General features: G+C 67.0%; 15 protein-coding genes and 1 pseudogene. 12 read left to right on the plus strand and 4 right to left on the minus strand.

Going from position 1 to position 13,664, the window contains the following annotated elements:
* Positions 1 to 32 precede the first annotated feature (32 nt).
* The gene (locus A6W98_RS09520; RefSeq protein WP_042464829.1) at positions 33 to 377 is read right to left on the minus strand and encodes an ArsR/SmtB family transcription factor; all 345 of its coding nucleotides are present in this window, start codon (positions 375 to 377) and stop codon (positions 33 to 35) included.
* Between the two features lie 130 nt (positions 378 to 507).
* Positions 508 to 900, minus strand: coding sequence for a thioredoxin domain-containing protein (locus A6W98_RS09525; RefSeq protein WP_042460784.1), 393 nt, complete (start codon positions 898 to 900; stop codon positions 508 to 510).
* 83 nt (positions 901 to 983) lie between these two features.
* On the opposite strand from A6W98_RS09525, the gene A6W98_RS09530 reads away from it, so the two are divergent.
* The 12 genes and pseudogenes from A6W98_RS09530 (at position 984) to A6W98_RS09585 (ending at position 11,399) form a co-directional block, all read left to right on the plus strand.
* Positions 984 to 1,721, plus strand: a complete 738-nt coding sequence (locus A6W98_RS09530) for a cytochrome c biogenesis CcdA family protein (protein ID WP_042460788.1) — start codon at positions 984 to 986, stop codon at positions 1,719 to 1,721.
* A gap of 35 nt (positions 1,722 to 1,756) precedes the next feature.
* On the plus strand, positions 1,757 to 2,320 hold the full coding sequence (locus tag A6W98_RS09535; RefSeq protein ID WP_042460791.1) for a thioredoxin family protein: 564 nt from the start codon (positions 1,757 to 1,759) through the stop codon (positions 2,318 to 2,320).
* 111 nt (positions 2,321 to 2,431) lie between these two features.
* Positions 2,432 to 2,905, plus strand: a complete 474-nt coding sequence (gene soxX / locus A6W98_RS09540) for a sulfur oxidation c-type cytochrome SoxX (RefSeq protein ID WP_042460794.1) — start codon at positions 2,432 to 2,434, stop codon at positions 2,903 to 2,905.
* Between the two features lie 41 nt (positions 2,906 to 2,946).
* A complete protein-coding gene (soxY, locus tag A6W98_RS09545) occupies positions 2,947 to 3,366 on the plus strand; it encodes a thiosulfate oxidation carrier protein SoxY (RefSeq protein ID WP_042460797.1) in 420 nt (139 codons plus the stop codon).
* Positions 3,367 to 3,436: 70 nt separating this feature from the next.
* Positions 3,437 to 3,766: a thiosulfate oxidation carrier complex protein SoxZ gene (soxZ, locus tag A6W98_RS09550; protein ID WP_042460800.1), complete on the plus strand. Its 330-nt coding sequence runs from the start codon at positions 3,437 to 3,439 to the stop codon at positions 3,764 to 3,766.
* Positions 3,767 to 3,834: 68 nt separating this feature from the next.
* Positions 3,835 to 4,698, plus strand: a complete 864-nt coding sequence (soxA, locus tag A6W98_RS09555; RefSeq protein ID WP_042460802.1) for a sulfur oxidation c-type cytochrome SoxA — start codon at positions 3,835 to 3,837, stop codon at positions 4,696 to 4,698.
* Between the two features lie 118 nt (positions 4,699 to 4,816).
* On the plus strand, positions 4,817 to 6,508 hold the full coding sequence (gene soxB / locus A6W98_RS09560) for a thiosulfohydrolase SoxB (protein WP_042460805.1): 1,692 nt from the start codon (positions 4,817 to 4,819) through the stop codon (positions 6,506 to 6,508).
* A gap of 26 nt (positions 6,509 to 6,534) precedes the next feature.
* On the plus strand, positions 6,535 to 7,797 hold the full coding sequence (soxC, locus tag A6W98_RS09565; RefSeq protein ID WP_042464832.1) for a sulfite dehydrogenase: 1,263 nt from the start codon (positions 6,535 to 6,537) through the stop codon (positions 7,795 to 7,797).
* A pseudogene (locus tag A6W98_RS09570) lies at positions 7,781 to 8,416 on the plus strand (c-type cytochrome); the annotation flags it as partial. The gene soxC and the pseudogene A6W98_RS09570, both read left to right, overlap by 17 nt.
* Positions 8,417 to 8,851: 435 nt before the next feature.
* Positions 8,852 to 9,568, plus strand: coding sequence for a c-type cytochrome (locus tag A6W98_RS09575; RefSeq protein ID WP_042460811.1), 717 nt, complete (start codon positions 8,852 to 8,854; stop codon positions 9,566 to 9,568).
* A gap of 66 nt (positions 9,569 to 9,634) precedes the next feature.
* Positions 9,635 to 10,900 carry an NAD(P)/FAD-dependent oxidoreductase gene (locus A6W98_RS09580; protein WP_042460814.1) on the plus strand — a complete coding sequence of 422 codons (1,266 nt, stop codon included), beginning with the start codon at positions 9,635 to 9,637 and terminating at the stop codon, positions 10,898 to 10,900.
* 274 nt (positions 10,901 to 11,174) lie between these two features.
* On the plus strand, positions 11,175 to 11,399 hold the full coding sequence (locus A6W98_RS09585; protein ID WP_060835246.1) for a hypothetical protein: 225 nt from the start codon (positions 11,175 to 11,177) through the stop codon (positions 11,397 to 11,399).
* Between the two features lie 162 nt (positions 11,400 to 11,561).
* On the opposite strand, the gene A6W98_RS09590 is transcribed toward A6W98_RS09585, so the two are convergent.
* Together A6W98_RS09590 and A6W98_RS09595 are read right to left on the minus strand one after the other, a co-directional pair.
* Positions 11,562 to 12,056 carry a flavin reductase family protein gene (locus A6W98_RS09590; protein WP_042460820.1) on the minus strand — a complete coding sequence of 165 codons (495 nt, stop codon included), beginning with the start codon at positions 12,054 to 12,056 and terminating at the stop codon, positions 11,562 to 11,564.
* 400 nt (positions 12,057 to 12,456) lie between these two features.
* Positions 12,457 to 13,608 (minus strand): alpha-D-ribose 1-methylphosphonate 5-triphosphate diphosphatase, encoded by a 1,152-nt coding sequence (locus A6W98_RS09595; protein WP_042460823.1) that lies wholly within the window; start codon positions 13,606 to 13,608, stop codon positions 12,457 to 12,459.
* Positions 13,609 to 13,664 lie beyond the last annotated feature (56 nt).

A 13,664-nucleotide genomic window follows, 5' to 3' on the forward strand; every position in this document is an offset into this window, starting at 1 on the left:
CGCCGCCCTCTTTCCGTCGCCTCCTTCAGTCGTCAGTCACCCGGGCGCGCGGCCGAGGCTTGCGCCGGCGCCCTGGCATTGCAGAACATGTCATGCATCAGCTCGAGCAGGCGGCGGGCCTTCTCGTCGGCCAGCGAATAATAGATCGCCTTGCCCTCGCGGCGGTACGAGACCAGCCCCTCGAGCCGCAGCCGGGCAAGCTGCTGGCTGACCGCGGCCTGACGCGAGGACAGGAGCGTCTCGAGTTCGGTCACCGATTTCTCGCCGGTCGAGAGATGGCACAGGATCATCAGCCGTCCCTCATGCGACAGCGCCTTGAGAAAGCTCGAGGCGCTCTCGGCATGCCGGAGCATGTTCTCGGCCTGTATTACATCCATCGACGGGGGACCGTCGGTCTGGGTCTGGGCAATGTCTCTGGCCATGCGTTCCGGGGGCGTCAGGAACGCCCCGTCTTCTCCTCGGTTGCGGCGCTGCCTGTCGCGCGTCGCGCCCTGGCCTGCCGGATGCTCATCCCCCCTCATCCTCGTCCGTCTGTGCCCATTCGGGCTGTTGTTGCAACATGGCGCCGATCAGGCCCCAGAAGAAATCCTCGCCCGGGTACCCCTCGAGGCGGCCGATCTCAAGCCCGTCGCGCAGCAGCACGAAGGTCGGAGTGAACCGGGGTCTGGAGGCAAATCGCACGTCCCCCGGCAGATTGGCGTCCAGATCGATCCTGCGCAAGGGGGCGGTGCGGCCTTCGCGGGTCTTTGGCCAGATCGGCGCGATCTCGCGGTCCCACAGGACGCAATAGGCACAGCCGACGCGCTCGACCATGCCGAGTTCAAGATCGGCGCGGGCGGGCTGCCCCGCCATGAGCGCCAGCCCGGCCGCGCAGATCCATGCCCGAATGCCGGGGGTCATCAGACCAGGGGTCATTTTTTGGCTATCCCATCACATATACAAATTGTAATATGTTTTTGCATTATCGGCAAGGGAGGGCTGGGATGCTTGAGATTTCCTATGGAGGGGCAGCGCTGGCGGGGCTTCTGTCCTTCCTGTCGCCCTGCATCCTGCCGATCGTTCCGTTCTATCTGTGTTACATGGCGGGGATCTCGATGACCGAGCTGCGCGGCTCGGACCGGATCCCGCCCGGCGCGGTGCGCCGCCTCGTGGTCTCGGCCATCGCCTTCGCGCTGGGGGTGACCTCGATCTTCGTGCTGCTGGGCATGGGGGCGACGGCGCTGGGGCAGGGCTTCCGTGAATGGAAGGACGAGCTCAGCTATGTCGCGGCGCTGATGCTGTTCCTGTTCGGGCTGCATTTCCTGGGTATCCTCCGCATCCCGCTGCTGTATCGCGAGGCGCGGATCGAGACCCGGGCCGAGCCCAGCACGCTTGTCGGCGCCTACCTGATGGGGCTCGCCTTCGGCTTTGGCTGGACCCCTTGCGTGGGCCCGGCGCTGGCGGCGATCCTGATGGTGGCCAGCGGCATGGGCGACATCGGCCGGGGCGGGCTCCTGCTTCTGGTCTACGGGCTGGCGATGACGCTGCCCTTCGTGCTGGCCGCGGCCTTCGCCCGGCCGTTCCTGGCCTGGATGCAGCGCAACCGCCGCCATCTGGGCCATGTCGAAAAGGCGATGGGGGCGATGCTGGTCGTCTTCGCGATCCTGATCGCCACCAATTCGGTCGGCTATCTCGCGCAGGTGCTGATCGACAACGTGCCTTGGTTCACCACGCTCGGCTGACCGTTCCGGCCGACCGTTCCGCAGGGAGGAATAGCATGAAACTGACGACGCTTCTGGCCGCGGGCTTCGCCGCCCTGGCGGTTCCGGCGCTGGCCTCGCCGATGGGCGATGACGGGTTGCACAAGCCCGACTGGCTGCGCCAGACCTTCCGCGACATGCGCGAGGATCTGGCCGAGGCCGAGGCCGAGAACCGGCGGATGCTGGTGATCTGGGAACAGCGCGGCTGCATCTACTGCACCCGCATGCACGAGGAGGTGTTTCCCGATCCCGAAATCGAGGCGCTGATCCGCGAGCGGTATTTCGTCGTGCAGATGAACCTCTTCGGCGATGTCGAGGTGACCGATTTCGACGGCACGGTCCTGCCCGAGAAGGAGATGGCCGGCCGCTGGGGGGTGATGTTCACGCCGACGCTGATGTTCATGCCCGAGACCCCGCCCGAGGGCGGGACCGCGGCCGAGGCGGCGGTGGCCTCGATGCCCGGCGCCTTCGGCAAGGGCACGACGCGGGCGCTGCTGCAATGGGTGCTCGACCGTGGCTATGAGGGCGACGAGCATTTCCAGAAATACGTCGCCCGCACCATGGCCGATCCGGGCAACTGAGGCGGGCGGCAGTCGCATGCAAATAATTATATTTGTTGTTGCGTGCGACGGAATGCCTCCGCTACAGTCGAGAGGAGGAGAGACAGGGAGGAGACTGCAGGGATGCGAGGTATGGGGCTGACGACCGCCTGTATTGCCCTATGGGCAAGCGCGGGGCCGGGGCCGGCCGCCGAGGTCGCGCCGGGCGATGTCGCGATCGACGGTCAGGGTCATGTGGCCAGGCCGCTGACCGACGCGCCGGGCGATCCGGTGGAGGGGCGCCGGCTGATGACCGACCGCTCGGTTGGCAATTGCATCGCCTGTCACGAGGTCACCGAGATGGCCGACGCGCAGTTTCCGGGCACTGTCGGCCCGTCGCTCGACGGGGTCGCCGCGCGCTATCCCGAGGCGATGATCCGGGGTATCCTCGTCAATTCCAAGAACGTGTTCCCCGAGACGGTGATGCCCGCCTATTACCGGGTCGAGGGCTTCAACCGCCCGGGCATCGCGTTCACCTCCAAGCCCATCGAAGGGGAGATCCGGCCGCTGATGACGGCCGGGCAGATCGAGGATGTCGTCGCTTATCTGATGACGCTGACGCAATGATCGACCCGGTCTCCGGGCGCGTCCGAGCAAGGAGAGAGAGGATGGAGTTCACCAGACGAGGAGCGATGGCGCTGAGCGCCGGGCTGGCCGCGGCGCTGATGCTGCCGGCAAGCGCGGTGCGCGCGGCCGTCGAGGACAAGATCGCCGAATTCACCGGCGGCGCTGATGCGGGGGCCGATGGCATCACCCTGACCACGCCCGAGATCGCCGAGAACGGCAATACCGTGCCGATCGAGGTCGAGGCCCCCGGCGCGGTCGAGATCATGGTCGTGGCCTCGGCCAACCCGACCCCCGATGTGGCGCGGGTCAGCTTCGGCCCGCTCGCGGGCGCGCAGCGCCTGTCGACCCGGATCCGGCTTGGCGGCACCCAGGATGTGATCGCCGTCGCGAAGATGGGCGATGGCAGCTTCCGGCGCGCGGCCAATACCGTGAAAGTCACCATCGGCGGCTGCGGCGGCTGAGCTCGAGGCCAAGGCTGAGGTCGGGGCCGAGGTCAAGACCGAGGCCGAGGCGAAAGGAGGAGAACGAGACATGGCAGAAGGCGTCAAGGCCCGCGTCAAGGCCCCCAGGACGGTGGCGGCGGGCGAAACCGTGGTGATCAAGACCCTGATCAGCCACCAGATGGAATCGGGTCAGCGCAAGGACAGCGACGGGTCTCTCATCCCGCGCTCGATCATCAACCGCTTCGCGGTGGCCTATAACGGCCAGAACGTGATCGACGTGGCGCTGGCTCCGGCGATCTCGACCAATCCCTATTTCGAGTTCGAGGCGGTGATCCCCGAGGCGGGCGACATGGTCTTCACATGGTATGATGACGACGGCTCGGTCTACGAGGAAGTGAAGTCGATTGCCATCGGCTGAGGTTCGGCCGTGACCGGACGTTGAGGCGCTCCGTCGCTGCGGTGGCGGGGCTCCGAGGGAGGGGAAGAATGAAGACCATGACAGGACGACTGGTGGCTGCGGCGCTGGTCTGTGGCGGCGCGTTTTCCGGCGCCGCGGTCTCTGCCGGGCCGGACGACCCGCTGGTGATCAACGGCGAGATCGAGATCGTCACCCGCGCGCCGACGCCTGCCCATCTGGCGGACCGGTTCGACGAGATCCGGTCCGGCTGGACCTTTCGCACCGACGATACCCAGGCGCTCGAGATGGACGATTTCGAGAATTCGGGCATGGTCTTCGTCGAAGAGGCGCGCGCGGTCTGGGACAGGCCCGAGGGGACCGAGGGCAAGGCCTGCGCCGATTGTCACGGCGCGGTCGATGACGGCATGTATGGCCTCCGCGCGGTCTATCCGAAATATGTCGAAAGCGCGGGCAAGGTCCGGACCGTGGAACAGATGATCAATGCCTGCCGGACGTCGCGGATGGGCGCCCCGGAATGGGACTATATCGGGCCCGACATGACGGCCATGGTCGCGCTGATCGCATCGGTTTCGCGCGGGATGCCGGTCAGCGTGGCCATCGACGGCCCGGCGCAGTCGACCTGGGAGAAGGGCCGCGAGATCTACTATACCCGCTATGGCCAGCTCGACCTGTCCTGCGCCAGCTGCCACGAGCAGTATTTCGACCATTACATCCGCGCCGACCATCTGAGCCAGGGCCAGATCAACGGCTTTCCCAGCTACCGGCTGAAGAATGCCAGGCTCAATGCCGTGCATGACCGCTTCAGGGGCTGCATCCGCGATACCCGCGGCGTGCCCTTCGCGGTGGGCTCGCCCGAATTCGTGGCGCTCGAGCTTTACGTCGCCTCGCGCGGCAATGGCCTGTCGGTCGAGGGGCCGTCGGTCCGCAACTGAACGGGGGCCCGCGCCGCCTGTCCGGCGCGGGCCCTTTGCGATCAGATATATTCATTTTGGCGCATATGACGGGTGCGCCCACGATCCGGACCACGCTCCGGAAGAGGAGGCCGAGACGATGATTGCGCGACGGGATTTCCTGCAGGCCGCCCTTGCTGCCTCGGCCATCTGGGGCGCCTCGGGCATGGGCAACTGGGCGCGGCTTGCCGCCCGGCAGGCGCTGAGCCAGGACCGGCTGCTGGAGTTCGACAGCTTCGGCAACGTGACGCTGATCCATGTCACCGACATCCACGGCCAGCTGGTGCCGGTCTGGTTCCGCGAGCCCGAGGTCAATATCGGCGTCGGTGCCGCCGAGGGGCAGCCGCCCCATGTGACCGGCGCCGATTTCCTCAAGCTTTACGGCATCGCCCCCGGCACGCCCGAGGCCTATGCGCTGAGCTATGTCGATTTCGTCTCGCTGGCCAGGTCCTATGGCCGGATGGGCGGGCTCGACCGGGTGGCGACGGTGGTCAAGGCCATCCGCGCCGACCGGCCCGAGGCGCTGCTGCTCGATGGCGGCGACACCTGGCATGGCTCCTATACCTGCCTGCGCTCGGATGCGCAGGACATGGTCAACGCCATGAACCTGCTGAAACCCGACGCGATGACCAGCCATTGGGAATTCACGCTCGGTCTCGACCGGGTCAACGAGATCGTCGAGGGGCTCGACTTCGCCTTTCTCGGCGCCAACATCTTCGACGCCGAATGGGACGAGCCGGCCTATGAGCCCTACCGGATCTTCGAGCGCGGCGGCGCGAAGATCGCGGTGATCGGTCAGGCCTTCCCCTATCTGCCCATCGCCAATCCGAACTGGATGTTCCCCGGCCTCAGCTTCGGCGTCCGCGAGGAGCGCATGGCCGAGATGGTGCGGGAGGTCCGCGGCAAGGGCGCCGATCTGGTGGTTGTGCTCAGCCATAACGGCTTCGATGTCGACCGCAAGATGGCCGGCAATGTCCCCGGCATCGACGTGATCCTGACCGGCCACACCCATGACGCGCTGCCCGAGCCGGTGATGGTGGGCCAGACCCTGCTGATCGCCTCGGGCTCGAACGGCAAGTTCGTGACGCGGCTCGATCTGGATGTGCGCGAGGGCCGGATGATGGGCTTTCGCCACAAGCTGATCCCGGTCTTCTCGGACGCGATCGCGCCCGATCCCGAGATGGCCGCGCTGATCGAGCGCGAACGCGCGCCCTACAAGGACGAGATGACCGAGGTGCTGGGCACGACCGACGGGCTCCTGTACCGGCGCGGCAATTTCAACGGCACCTGGGACGATCTGATCTGCAATGCGCTGATCGACGAGCGCGAGGCCGATATCGCGCTGAGCCCCGGCTTTCGCTGGGGGCCGAGCCTCCTGCCGGGCGAACCGATCACCCGGGAGGATTTGTATAACGCCACCGCCATGACCTATCCGAATGCCTACCGCTCCGAGATGACGGGCGAGATGCTGCACACCATCCTCGAGGACGTGGCCGACAATCTCTTCAACCCCGATCCCTATTACCAGCAGGGCGGCGACATGGTCCGGGTCGGCGGCATGGGCTACCGGATCGACGTCACCAGGCCCCAGGGCAGCCGGATCACCGGCATGACGCTTTTGAAGACCGGCGAGCCGATCGACCCGGCCCGATCCTACGTGGTCTCGGGCTGGGCCAGCGTGAACGAGGGCACCGAGGGGCCGCCGATCTGGCAGGTGGTCGAGGATTACGTCAAGCGCCAGGGCACGGTCCGCGTCGATCCGAACAAGTCGGTCGTGGTCAGTGGCGCATGAGCGGGACGATGGAGGAGAAGACACCGATGACCGACCGGCCGGGCGCCCCCACGCGGCGCGGATTTCTGAAGGCGGGGCTTGCGGGCGGCGGCGCGCTGGTCGCGGGCAAGGCGGCTGCCGAGGGCCCCGATCCGCTCATCACCGAGACACAGCCCTGGGCGCAGATGTGGGGCGACGGGGTCGATGTGACCCCCTATGGCATGCCCATCGAATACGAATCCGACGTGATCCGCCGCAATGTCGACTGGCTGACCGCCGATACCATCTCCTCGGTCAATTTCACGCCGATCCATGCGCTTGACGGCACCATCACGCCGCAGGGCTGCGCCTTCGAGCGGCACCATTCCGGCGCCATCGATCTGCCGAAGGAAGATTACCGGCTGATGATCAACGGGCTGGTCGAGACGCCGCTGATCTTCACCTATGCCGATCTCGAGCGCTTCCCGCGGGTGAACCACACCTATTTCCTCGAATGCGCGGCCAATTCCGGGATGGAATGGGCGGGCGCACAGCTGAATGGCGCGCAGTTCACCCATGGCATGATCCACAACATGGAATATTCCGGCGTGCCGCTGCGCACCCTGCTGGAAGAGGCCGGCGTCAAGCCCGAGGGCAAATGGATCTATGTCGAGGGCGCGGATGCCTCCTCGAACGGCCGCTCGATCCCGCTCGACAAGGCGCTCGACGATTGCCTGGTGGCGTTCAAGGCCAATGGCGAGGCGCTGCGCAAGGAACATGGCTATCCGGTCCGGCTGTGCGTGCCGGGCTGGGAAGGCAACATGTGGATCAAGTGGCTGCGCCGGGTCGAGGTCACGACCGAAGCCATCCAGAGCCGCGAGGAGACCTCGAAATACACCGATACGCTGGCCGACGGCACCTCGCGCAAATGGACCTGGGCGATGGATGCGAAATCGGTCATCACCTCGCCCAGCCCGCAATCGCCCATCACCCACGGGCCGGGGCCGCTGGTCATCACCGGGCTGGCCTGGTCGGGGCGGGGGGCGATCGAGCGGGTCGATGTCTCGCTCGATGGCGGCAAGTCCTGGCAGACCGCGCGGCTGGCCCGGCCGGGGCAGAAGATGGCGTTGGCCCGCTTCTATCTCGATATCGACTGGGACGGGTCCGAGATGCTGCTGCAATCGCGGGCGATGGACGATACCGGCTATGTCCAGCCGACCAAGAACGCGCTGCGGGAGATCCGGGGGCTGAATTCGGTCTACCACAATAACGGCATCCAGACCTGGTGGATCAAGACAAGCGGAGAGGCGGAAAATGTCGAAGTTTCGTAACCTGTCGGCGGCCGCGCTGCTTCTGACCTTGGCGGCCCCGGCCCAGGCCGGCGATTTCGGGCTCGGCCGCCCGGCGCTGCCCGAGGAAATCGCGGCCTGGGATCTGGATGTGGCCCCCGACGGGAAGGGGCTGCCGGAGGGCTCGGGCTCGGTCGAGGATGGCGAAGAGATCTTTTCGGCCAATTGTGCCATCTGCCATGGCGAATTCGCCGAGGGCGTGGATAATTATCCCAAGCTCGCGGGCGGCGAGGACACGCTCGACCGCGACGATCCGGTCAAGACCGTGGGCTCCTACTGGCCCTATCTCTCGACCGTCTGGGACTATGTCCATCGCTCGATGCCCTTCGGCGCGGCGCAGGTGCTGACGGTGGACGAGGTCTATGCCATCACCGCCTATATCCTCTATTCGAACTACCTGGTCGAAGACGATTTCGTGCTGTCGAACGAGAATTTCCTCGAGGTCGCGATGCCCAATGCCGACGGCTTCATCGTCGATGACCGCGAGACGACCGAACTGCCGCTGTTTTCCCAGCCGCCCTGCATGACCGACTGCAAGCAGAACGTCGAGATCACCATGCGGGCCGCGGTGCTGGACGTCACGCCCGACGAGGCGGCGGCGAACTAGGCCCGAAGCGATGACCGGCGGGGGCGGCGGCCTTCTGCCGCCTGCTTGTCGGCCCGGCGATGTCGCGTCCTGACCGCTACCCTGACGCGCGCCAGCCTTGATCCGGCCCGATGCCTTGCGGAGCGGGCAAGCCGATGCCGTGCGATCTGGTACAGGATGCCCGGCGGTTGCCGGGCTCGGGCGTCGGGGTAATCGCACCCGGCGGGTCCTGCCCGGACCCAAGGATGGCAGGAGTGCCGCAAACCGCCCGGTTTGGTCTTTTCCCGTGCCTGTCGCCGCTCCTCTGGCTCCGGTGTCTGGAAGGGGCCGGGGGAGGCGGCGCAGAGACCGGGAAGACCCGACCATGGTGCGTCATTTCGTCCACGCTGCGCGCGGCTTGGCGATGCAGAATCACTTGCCCGGCGCATAGCGGAATTGCATTAATTGCATATGAGGGAGGAACTGTGTCTGATCCTCGCGCTCGCTTTGGGAGGGGCGGGCGCGGGGCGGGCCGAGACCCATGTCGAGGCCATCGGCGACCCTGTCCGCGGCGCCGAGATCTGGATCTATTGCAGCGGCTGCCATGAAATCGGCCCCGGGGCCCAAGCCAGCATCGGCCCGCCTCTGAACGGGCTGTTCGGACGGCGCGCGGCATCGGTCGCGGATTTTCCCTATTCGAAATCGATGCGGCGGGCGGGCGATGACGGGCTGACCTGGACGCTCGAGACGCTCGATGCCTATCTGGAAAACCCGGTGGTGCTGGTCTCGGGCACAAGGATGAGCTTTCCGGGGCTCGAGGATGCGGCCGAGCGGGCGGATCTGCTGGCCTTCCTGCGCCGGTATTCCGACAGTCCCTCGGACATTCCCGAGGCGGCGCCGACCGCGCGTGCCGAGGACCCGGTGCTGCCCGAGGCGACGCTGGCGCTGGCGGGCGACCCGGCTTGGGGCGAATACCTGTCGAGCGAATGCACCACCTGCCATCAGCGCGACGGGTCCGATCGGGGGATCCCCTCGATCACGCTCTGGCCCGAACGTAAGTTCGTTCTGGCGATGCATGCCTACAAGCAGAAGCTGCGTCCGCATCCGGTGATGCGGATGATGGCCGGCCGCCTCTCGGACGAGGAGATCGCGGCGCTGGCGGCCTATTTCGGCGGGCTCGGCCCCTGACCGCCCGTTGTCACGGACAAGACGACCGGAGACGCGCGACATCATCTCCAGGGAGGAGACAGAGACATGAGCCTGAACAGACGGAGCTTTCTGGGAACGGGGCTGGCGCTGGGCGCGGCCCTGTCGGCGCCATGCGCCATCGGCCAGGCCCGGCCGCGGGTGGTGGTCCTGGGCGGCGGCGCGGGCGGCGCGACGGCCGCGCGCTACATCGCCAAGGACAGCGACGGCGCCATCGAGGTGGTGCTGATCGAGCCCGGCAAGACCTATTACACCTGCTTCTTCTCGAACCTCTATCTGGGCGGGTTCCGCGACTTCGCCTCGATCGCCCATGATTACGGGACGCTTGCCAGCCGCTACGGCATCAACGTGATCCACGATCTGGCCGTCGATATCGACCGCGCGGCCCGGTCGGTCACGCTCGCCTCGGGCCATGCGCTGGGCTATGACCGGCTGATCGTCGCGCCGGGCATCGACTTCGTCGACGGGGCGGTGCCGGGCTGGGATATGACGGCGCAGAACCGGATGCCGCATGCCTGGAAGGCGGGCAGCCAGACCCAGCTTCTGAAGGCGCAGATCGGCGCCATGCGCGCGGGCGGCGTCTTCTGCATGGTCGCTCCGCCCGATCCGTTCCGCTGTCCGCCCGGGCCTTACGAGCGGGTCTCGATGGTTGCGCATGTCCTGAAAGAGAGCAATCCGACCGCCAAGATCCTGATCGTCGATCCCAAGGAAAACTTCTCGAAACAGGCGCTGTTCGAGGATGGCTGGGCGCGCCACTATCCCGGCATGATCCAGCGGATCGGACCCGATTTCGGCGGCGCCAATGTCGAGGTGCGCCCCGACAGCATGGAAGTCGTGATCGACGGCATGGCCGAGACGGTCGATGTCTGCAACGTGATCCCGGCGCAGAAGGCGGGCCATATCGCCGGTGTGGCGGGGCTGGCCGATGACAGCGGCTTCTGCCCGATCCTGCCGGGCACGATGCAAAGCCGGTTTGATGAAAATGTCTATGTTCTGGGCGACGCGACAATCGCGGGAGACATGCCGAAATCGGCCTTCTCGGCCAACAGCCAGGCCAAGGTGGCGGCGATGCAGGTGCGCGCGGCGCTGACCGGGGCACGGGCCTTCCCGGCGAAATACTCGAATACCTGCTGGTCGCTGATCGACAGCGGGGACGGGGTCAAGGTGGGCGCCTCCTATCAGGTCGGCGAGGACAGGATCGCCAAGGTCGACGGCTTTGTCAGCCAGATCGGCGAGGATGCCGCGCTGAGAAAGGCGACCTATGAGGAAAGCCTCGGCTGGTATGCCGGCATCACCGCCGACATCTTCGGCTAGGCCGGACCGGCGGCCTCCGGCGGGGCGTCGGGGGCCACCTTTCCGGGTCCGGTCGGGCCGGGTGGGGGCCTTGGCCGGAAACGTGCAATGCTGTGACGCAGCGGAATGCTGCGGTGCAAGGCGGCGGAATTCTGCCGGTGAGTCGCGGGAAGGTTGTCGTCAAGACGCGAAAGTTCCTGACAGATGTGATATGGATTTGGTTAAGGGACGCCCGTTGCTTCCTGATGCGACGAGGACGGCCCATGCGGCAGGGACGAATTGGGAGGAGTCGGCCGTGAACATGATCCAGGACCTCAGACAGACTGCGCCCAGACCGGTGATGCGTCCGCGCCTTCACCCCGTCTTCGGCAAACTCGGCCCGATGCCGGCTGCATCGCTGCGTGCGATGGTCGGCTATGGCCTCAACGAAGCCGAGATCGGGCGCTATTTCGGCGTCACGCCATCCTCGGTGCGGCGCCTCAAGCGCAGCCTCGGCGTCTGCGACAGCGCGGCGGAGTGATCCGCCGCCCTGGCGACGGCCCGGGTCCGTATCGGGCTTGGGCCGGGACGCAGTCCGACTTGCTTCGGCAAACCCGCCGCCTTTCCGCATCCGCAGGTCAGATCCGTGGGCTCGGTGTGGCTTCCTGTCGTCACCGACAATCGGCGTGCCGGTGGCGGGCGTTCAGTCGACCGGGCTGAAATCTCCATAGGCGCCGCCCGCGAAGACCAGCGGCGGACCTTCGCGCCGGGCGCATTCCTCGACATGGCCGATCACGATGGCATGGTCCCCGGCATCGTGCAGTGCGACCCTGCGGCAGAGAAAACGGGCGATCCAGCCCTGTTCGAGCAGCGGCGGATCGGCGTCGGGCGCACAGTCCAGCCCCTCGAAATCGTCGCCCGACCGGGCGAAGCGCGCGGCAATGTCTTCCTCGCCCGCGCCCAGCACATGGATGGCGAAACGCTCGGCCCCGGTCATCGCCGGATAGCGCGCCGAGGCGCGGGCGGGCGACCACAGCACCAGCGGCGGATCGAGCGAGACCGAGGAAAAGCTGTTCGCGGTCATGCCGACCGGGCCCTCGGGGCCGGCGGCGGTGACCACGGTCACGCCGGTCGCAAAGCTGCCGAGCGCATCGCGATAAAGGCGCCGGGTGTCCGGGCCGGGAATGAATCGTTCCATGCGTCTTGCCGTCTGTCTGGGCGGTTGCGGGCGGCACCATGCGCCAGATGGCGGGCGGCGGCAACCTTGCCCGGTGTCTCGATGCGGTTTCCGAAGGCGTGAGGGCGGACCCGGTCCGGGCCTCAGGCGCAATCGGCGTGGCGCGCAGAGGGTGCGCGGCGACCAAAAAGGGGGGCGCGCATTCGGCGCGACCCCCTGTCCGGTTCTGAAATGCCGTCCCGTTCCGAAGGAATTCTTTGAAATATCCGGTCGCCAGAAGGCGGAAAGAGCGCTGCTGGTTACGATCGTCGCACCGCTTAACAAGACCCACTCTAGACGGAGTCCATGCCCGGAGTCCGGGAATAACGTTCTTGAAACGGGGCGGACTGCGCCGCGGTCAAAAAAAGAAGCCGCGTCGGGCCTATTCTGCCGCCATATCCAGCGCATGAATGCGATGGACGAAGCGATGGGCGGCTTCGCCGGCCAGATAGGTCAGCCGTCCGCCGGCAATGGTCATCTCGACCGCGCGCGTGCGCTCGTTGATCACGCAGAGATCGGCCCGTTTCCCGATATCGAGCCGACCCCGGTCGGGCAGGCGCAGGATCTCGGCCGGACGCTGCGAGACCATCGCCCAGGCCTGGGGCAGGGTCTTCAGCCCCAGATCGACCAGCCGCCAGACCGCATGGGTCAGGGCCGGATAGTAGAAATCCGACACCAGCGCATCGCAGAGCCCCTGCGCGATCAGGTCTGTCGCCGGGACCTGCCCGGGCTGCGATCCGTCCCGCATCACATCGGGCGCGCCCAGCAGCACGGGATCGTTCATCGCCTTGGCGGCGGCGGCGGCGCGCCGGGTGGTCGGGAATTCGGCGATCCGGGCGCCGATCATCGAGAAGCGCTCGCGGGTCTCGCCGTCGGGGTCGCCATGCGAGCCGTAAAGCACCCCCATCGCATCGAAGGCCTCGGCCAGTCGGCAGAGATAGCGCGGCACGTCGGGCATGGCCGCTTGCGCTGCCGCGAGCCCGTCCCGATCCGCCCGGCAGGGCGGCGGCCAGGGCCGGTCCTGCGCCCGTTCGGCCGCGGCATCAAGCCGGTTGTGGAAGACGACATAGTCGATGCGATACCGGCCGATGGCCTCGAGCAGCCGCTCGGCGGTGCCCACGGTATGGATTTCGCAGCGCAGCTGCAGCCGCAGATCGGTCAGCATCCGGCGCCGGTAGGCCGCAAGCGCCGCCATCAGCGCCTCGGCCCGGTCAGGAGCGCGATGCCCGCCCTCCCAGGACCAGTCCTGCGCCAGCCAGCCGGTGGTCACGCCATGCGCGGCGGCGTCGCGGTCGCTCGCGGCCAGCGCCAGATCCGGCGCGAGGTGCGAGGCCACGCGGGGCAGGTGGCGGTCGACGGTGTCGGCATGCAGATCGACGATGCCGGGCAGGATCAGATAGCCGGTCAGATCGACTTCGGGCAGCGGACCCTTGGTGATGCGGCCCTCGGCGATGGCGATCGAGCGTCTCTGCATCTCGCCGTCGCGCAGGATGCGGGCGCCGGTGAAGCGAAGCGGGTGAAGGAACTGGGGCATGTCGCGGCTCGGGCGGGTGGCGTTGCCTGAACTCTACCCGCTGACTGTATCGCCGG

Origin of the sequence: Rhodovulum sulfidophilum DSM 1374 (genome assembly GCF_001633165.1) — a bacterium.
Classification (GTDB): Bacteria; Pseudomonadota; Alphaproteobacteria; order Rhodobacterales; family Rhodobacteraceae; genus Rhodovulum; species Rhodovulum sulfidophilum.

What these genes read in the sequence shown, in the direction of transcription:
- A6W98_RS09520 (WP_042464829.1), bottom strand. Translation starts at nt 377, where the DNA reads ATGGATGTAATACAGGCCGAGAACATGCTCCGGCATGCCGAGAGCGCC.
- A6W98_RS09525 (WP_042460784.1), bottom strand. Translation starts at nt 900, where the DNA reads ATGACCCCCGGCATTCGGGCATGGATCTGCGCGGCCGGGCTGGCGCTC.
- A6W98_RS09530 (WP_042460788.1), top strand. Translation starts at nt 984, where the DNA reads ATGCTTGAGATTTCCTATGGAGGGGCAGCGCTGGCGGGGCTTCTGTCC.
- A6W98_RS09535 (WP_042460791.1), top strand. Translation starts at nt 1,757, where the DNA reads ATGAAACTGACGACGCTTCTGGCCGCGGGCTTCGCCGCCCTGGCGGTT.
- soxX (WP_042460794.1), top strand. Translation starts at nt 2,432, where the DNA reads ATGGGGCTGACGACCGCCTGTATTGCCCTATGGGCAAGCGCGGGGCCG.
- soxY (WP_042460797.1), top strand. Translation starts at nt 2,947, where the DNA reads ATGGAGTTCACCAGACGAGGAGCGATGGCGCTGAGCGCCGGGCTGGCC.
- soxZ (WP_042460800.1), top strand. Translation starts at nt 3,437, where the DNA reads ATGGCAGAAGGCGTCAAGGCCCGCGTCAAGGCCCCCAGGACGGTGGCG.
- soxA (WP_042460802.1), top strand. Translation starts at nt 3,835, where the DNA reads ATGAAGACCATGACAGGACGACTGGTGGCTGCGGCGCTGGTCTGTGGC.
- soxB (WP_042460805.1), top strand. Translation starts at nt 4,817, where the DNA reads ATGATTGCGCGACGGGATTTCCTGCAGGCCGCCCTTGCTGCCTCGGCC.
- soxC (WP_042464832.1), top strand. Translation starts at nt 6,535, where the DNA reads ATGACCGACCGGCCGGGCGCCCCCACGCGGCGCGGATTTCTGAAGGCG.
- A6W98_RS09575 (WP_042460811.1), top strand. Translation starts at nt 8,852, where the DNA reads ATGAGGGAGGAACTGTGTCTGATCCTCGCGCTCGCTTTGGGAGGGGCG.
- A6W98_RS09580 (WP_042460814.1), top strand. Translation starts at nt 9,635, where the DNA reads ATGAGCCTGAACAGACGGAGCTTTCTGGGAACGGGGCTGGCGCTGGGC.
- A6W98_RS09590 (WP_042460820.1), bottom strand. Translation starts at nt 12,056, where the DNA reads ATGGAACGATTCATTCCCGGCCCGGACACCCGGCGCCTTTATCGCGAT.
- A6W98_RS09595 (WP_042460823.1), bottom strand. Translation starts at nt 13,608, where the DNA reads ATGCCCCAGTTCCTTCACCCGCTTCGCTTCACCGGCGCCCGCATCCTG.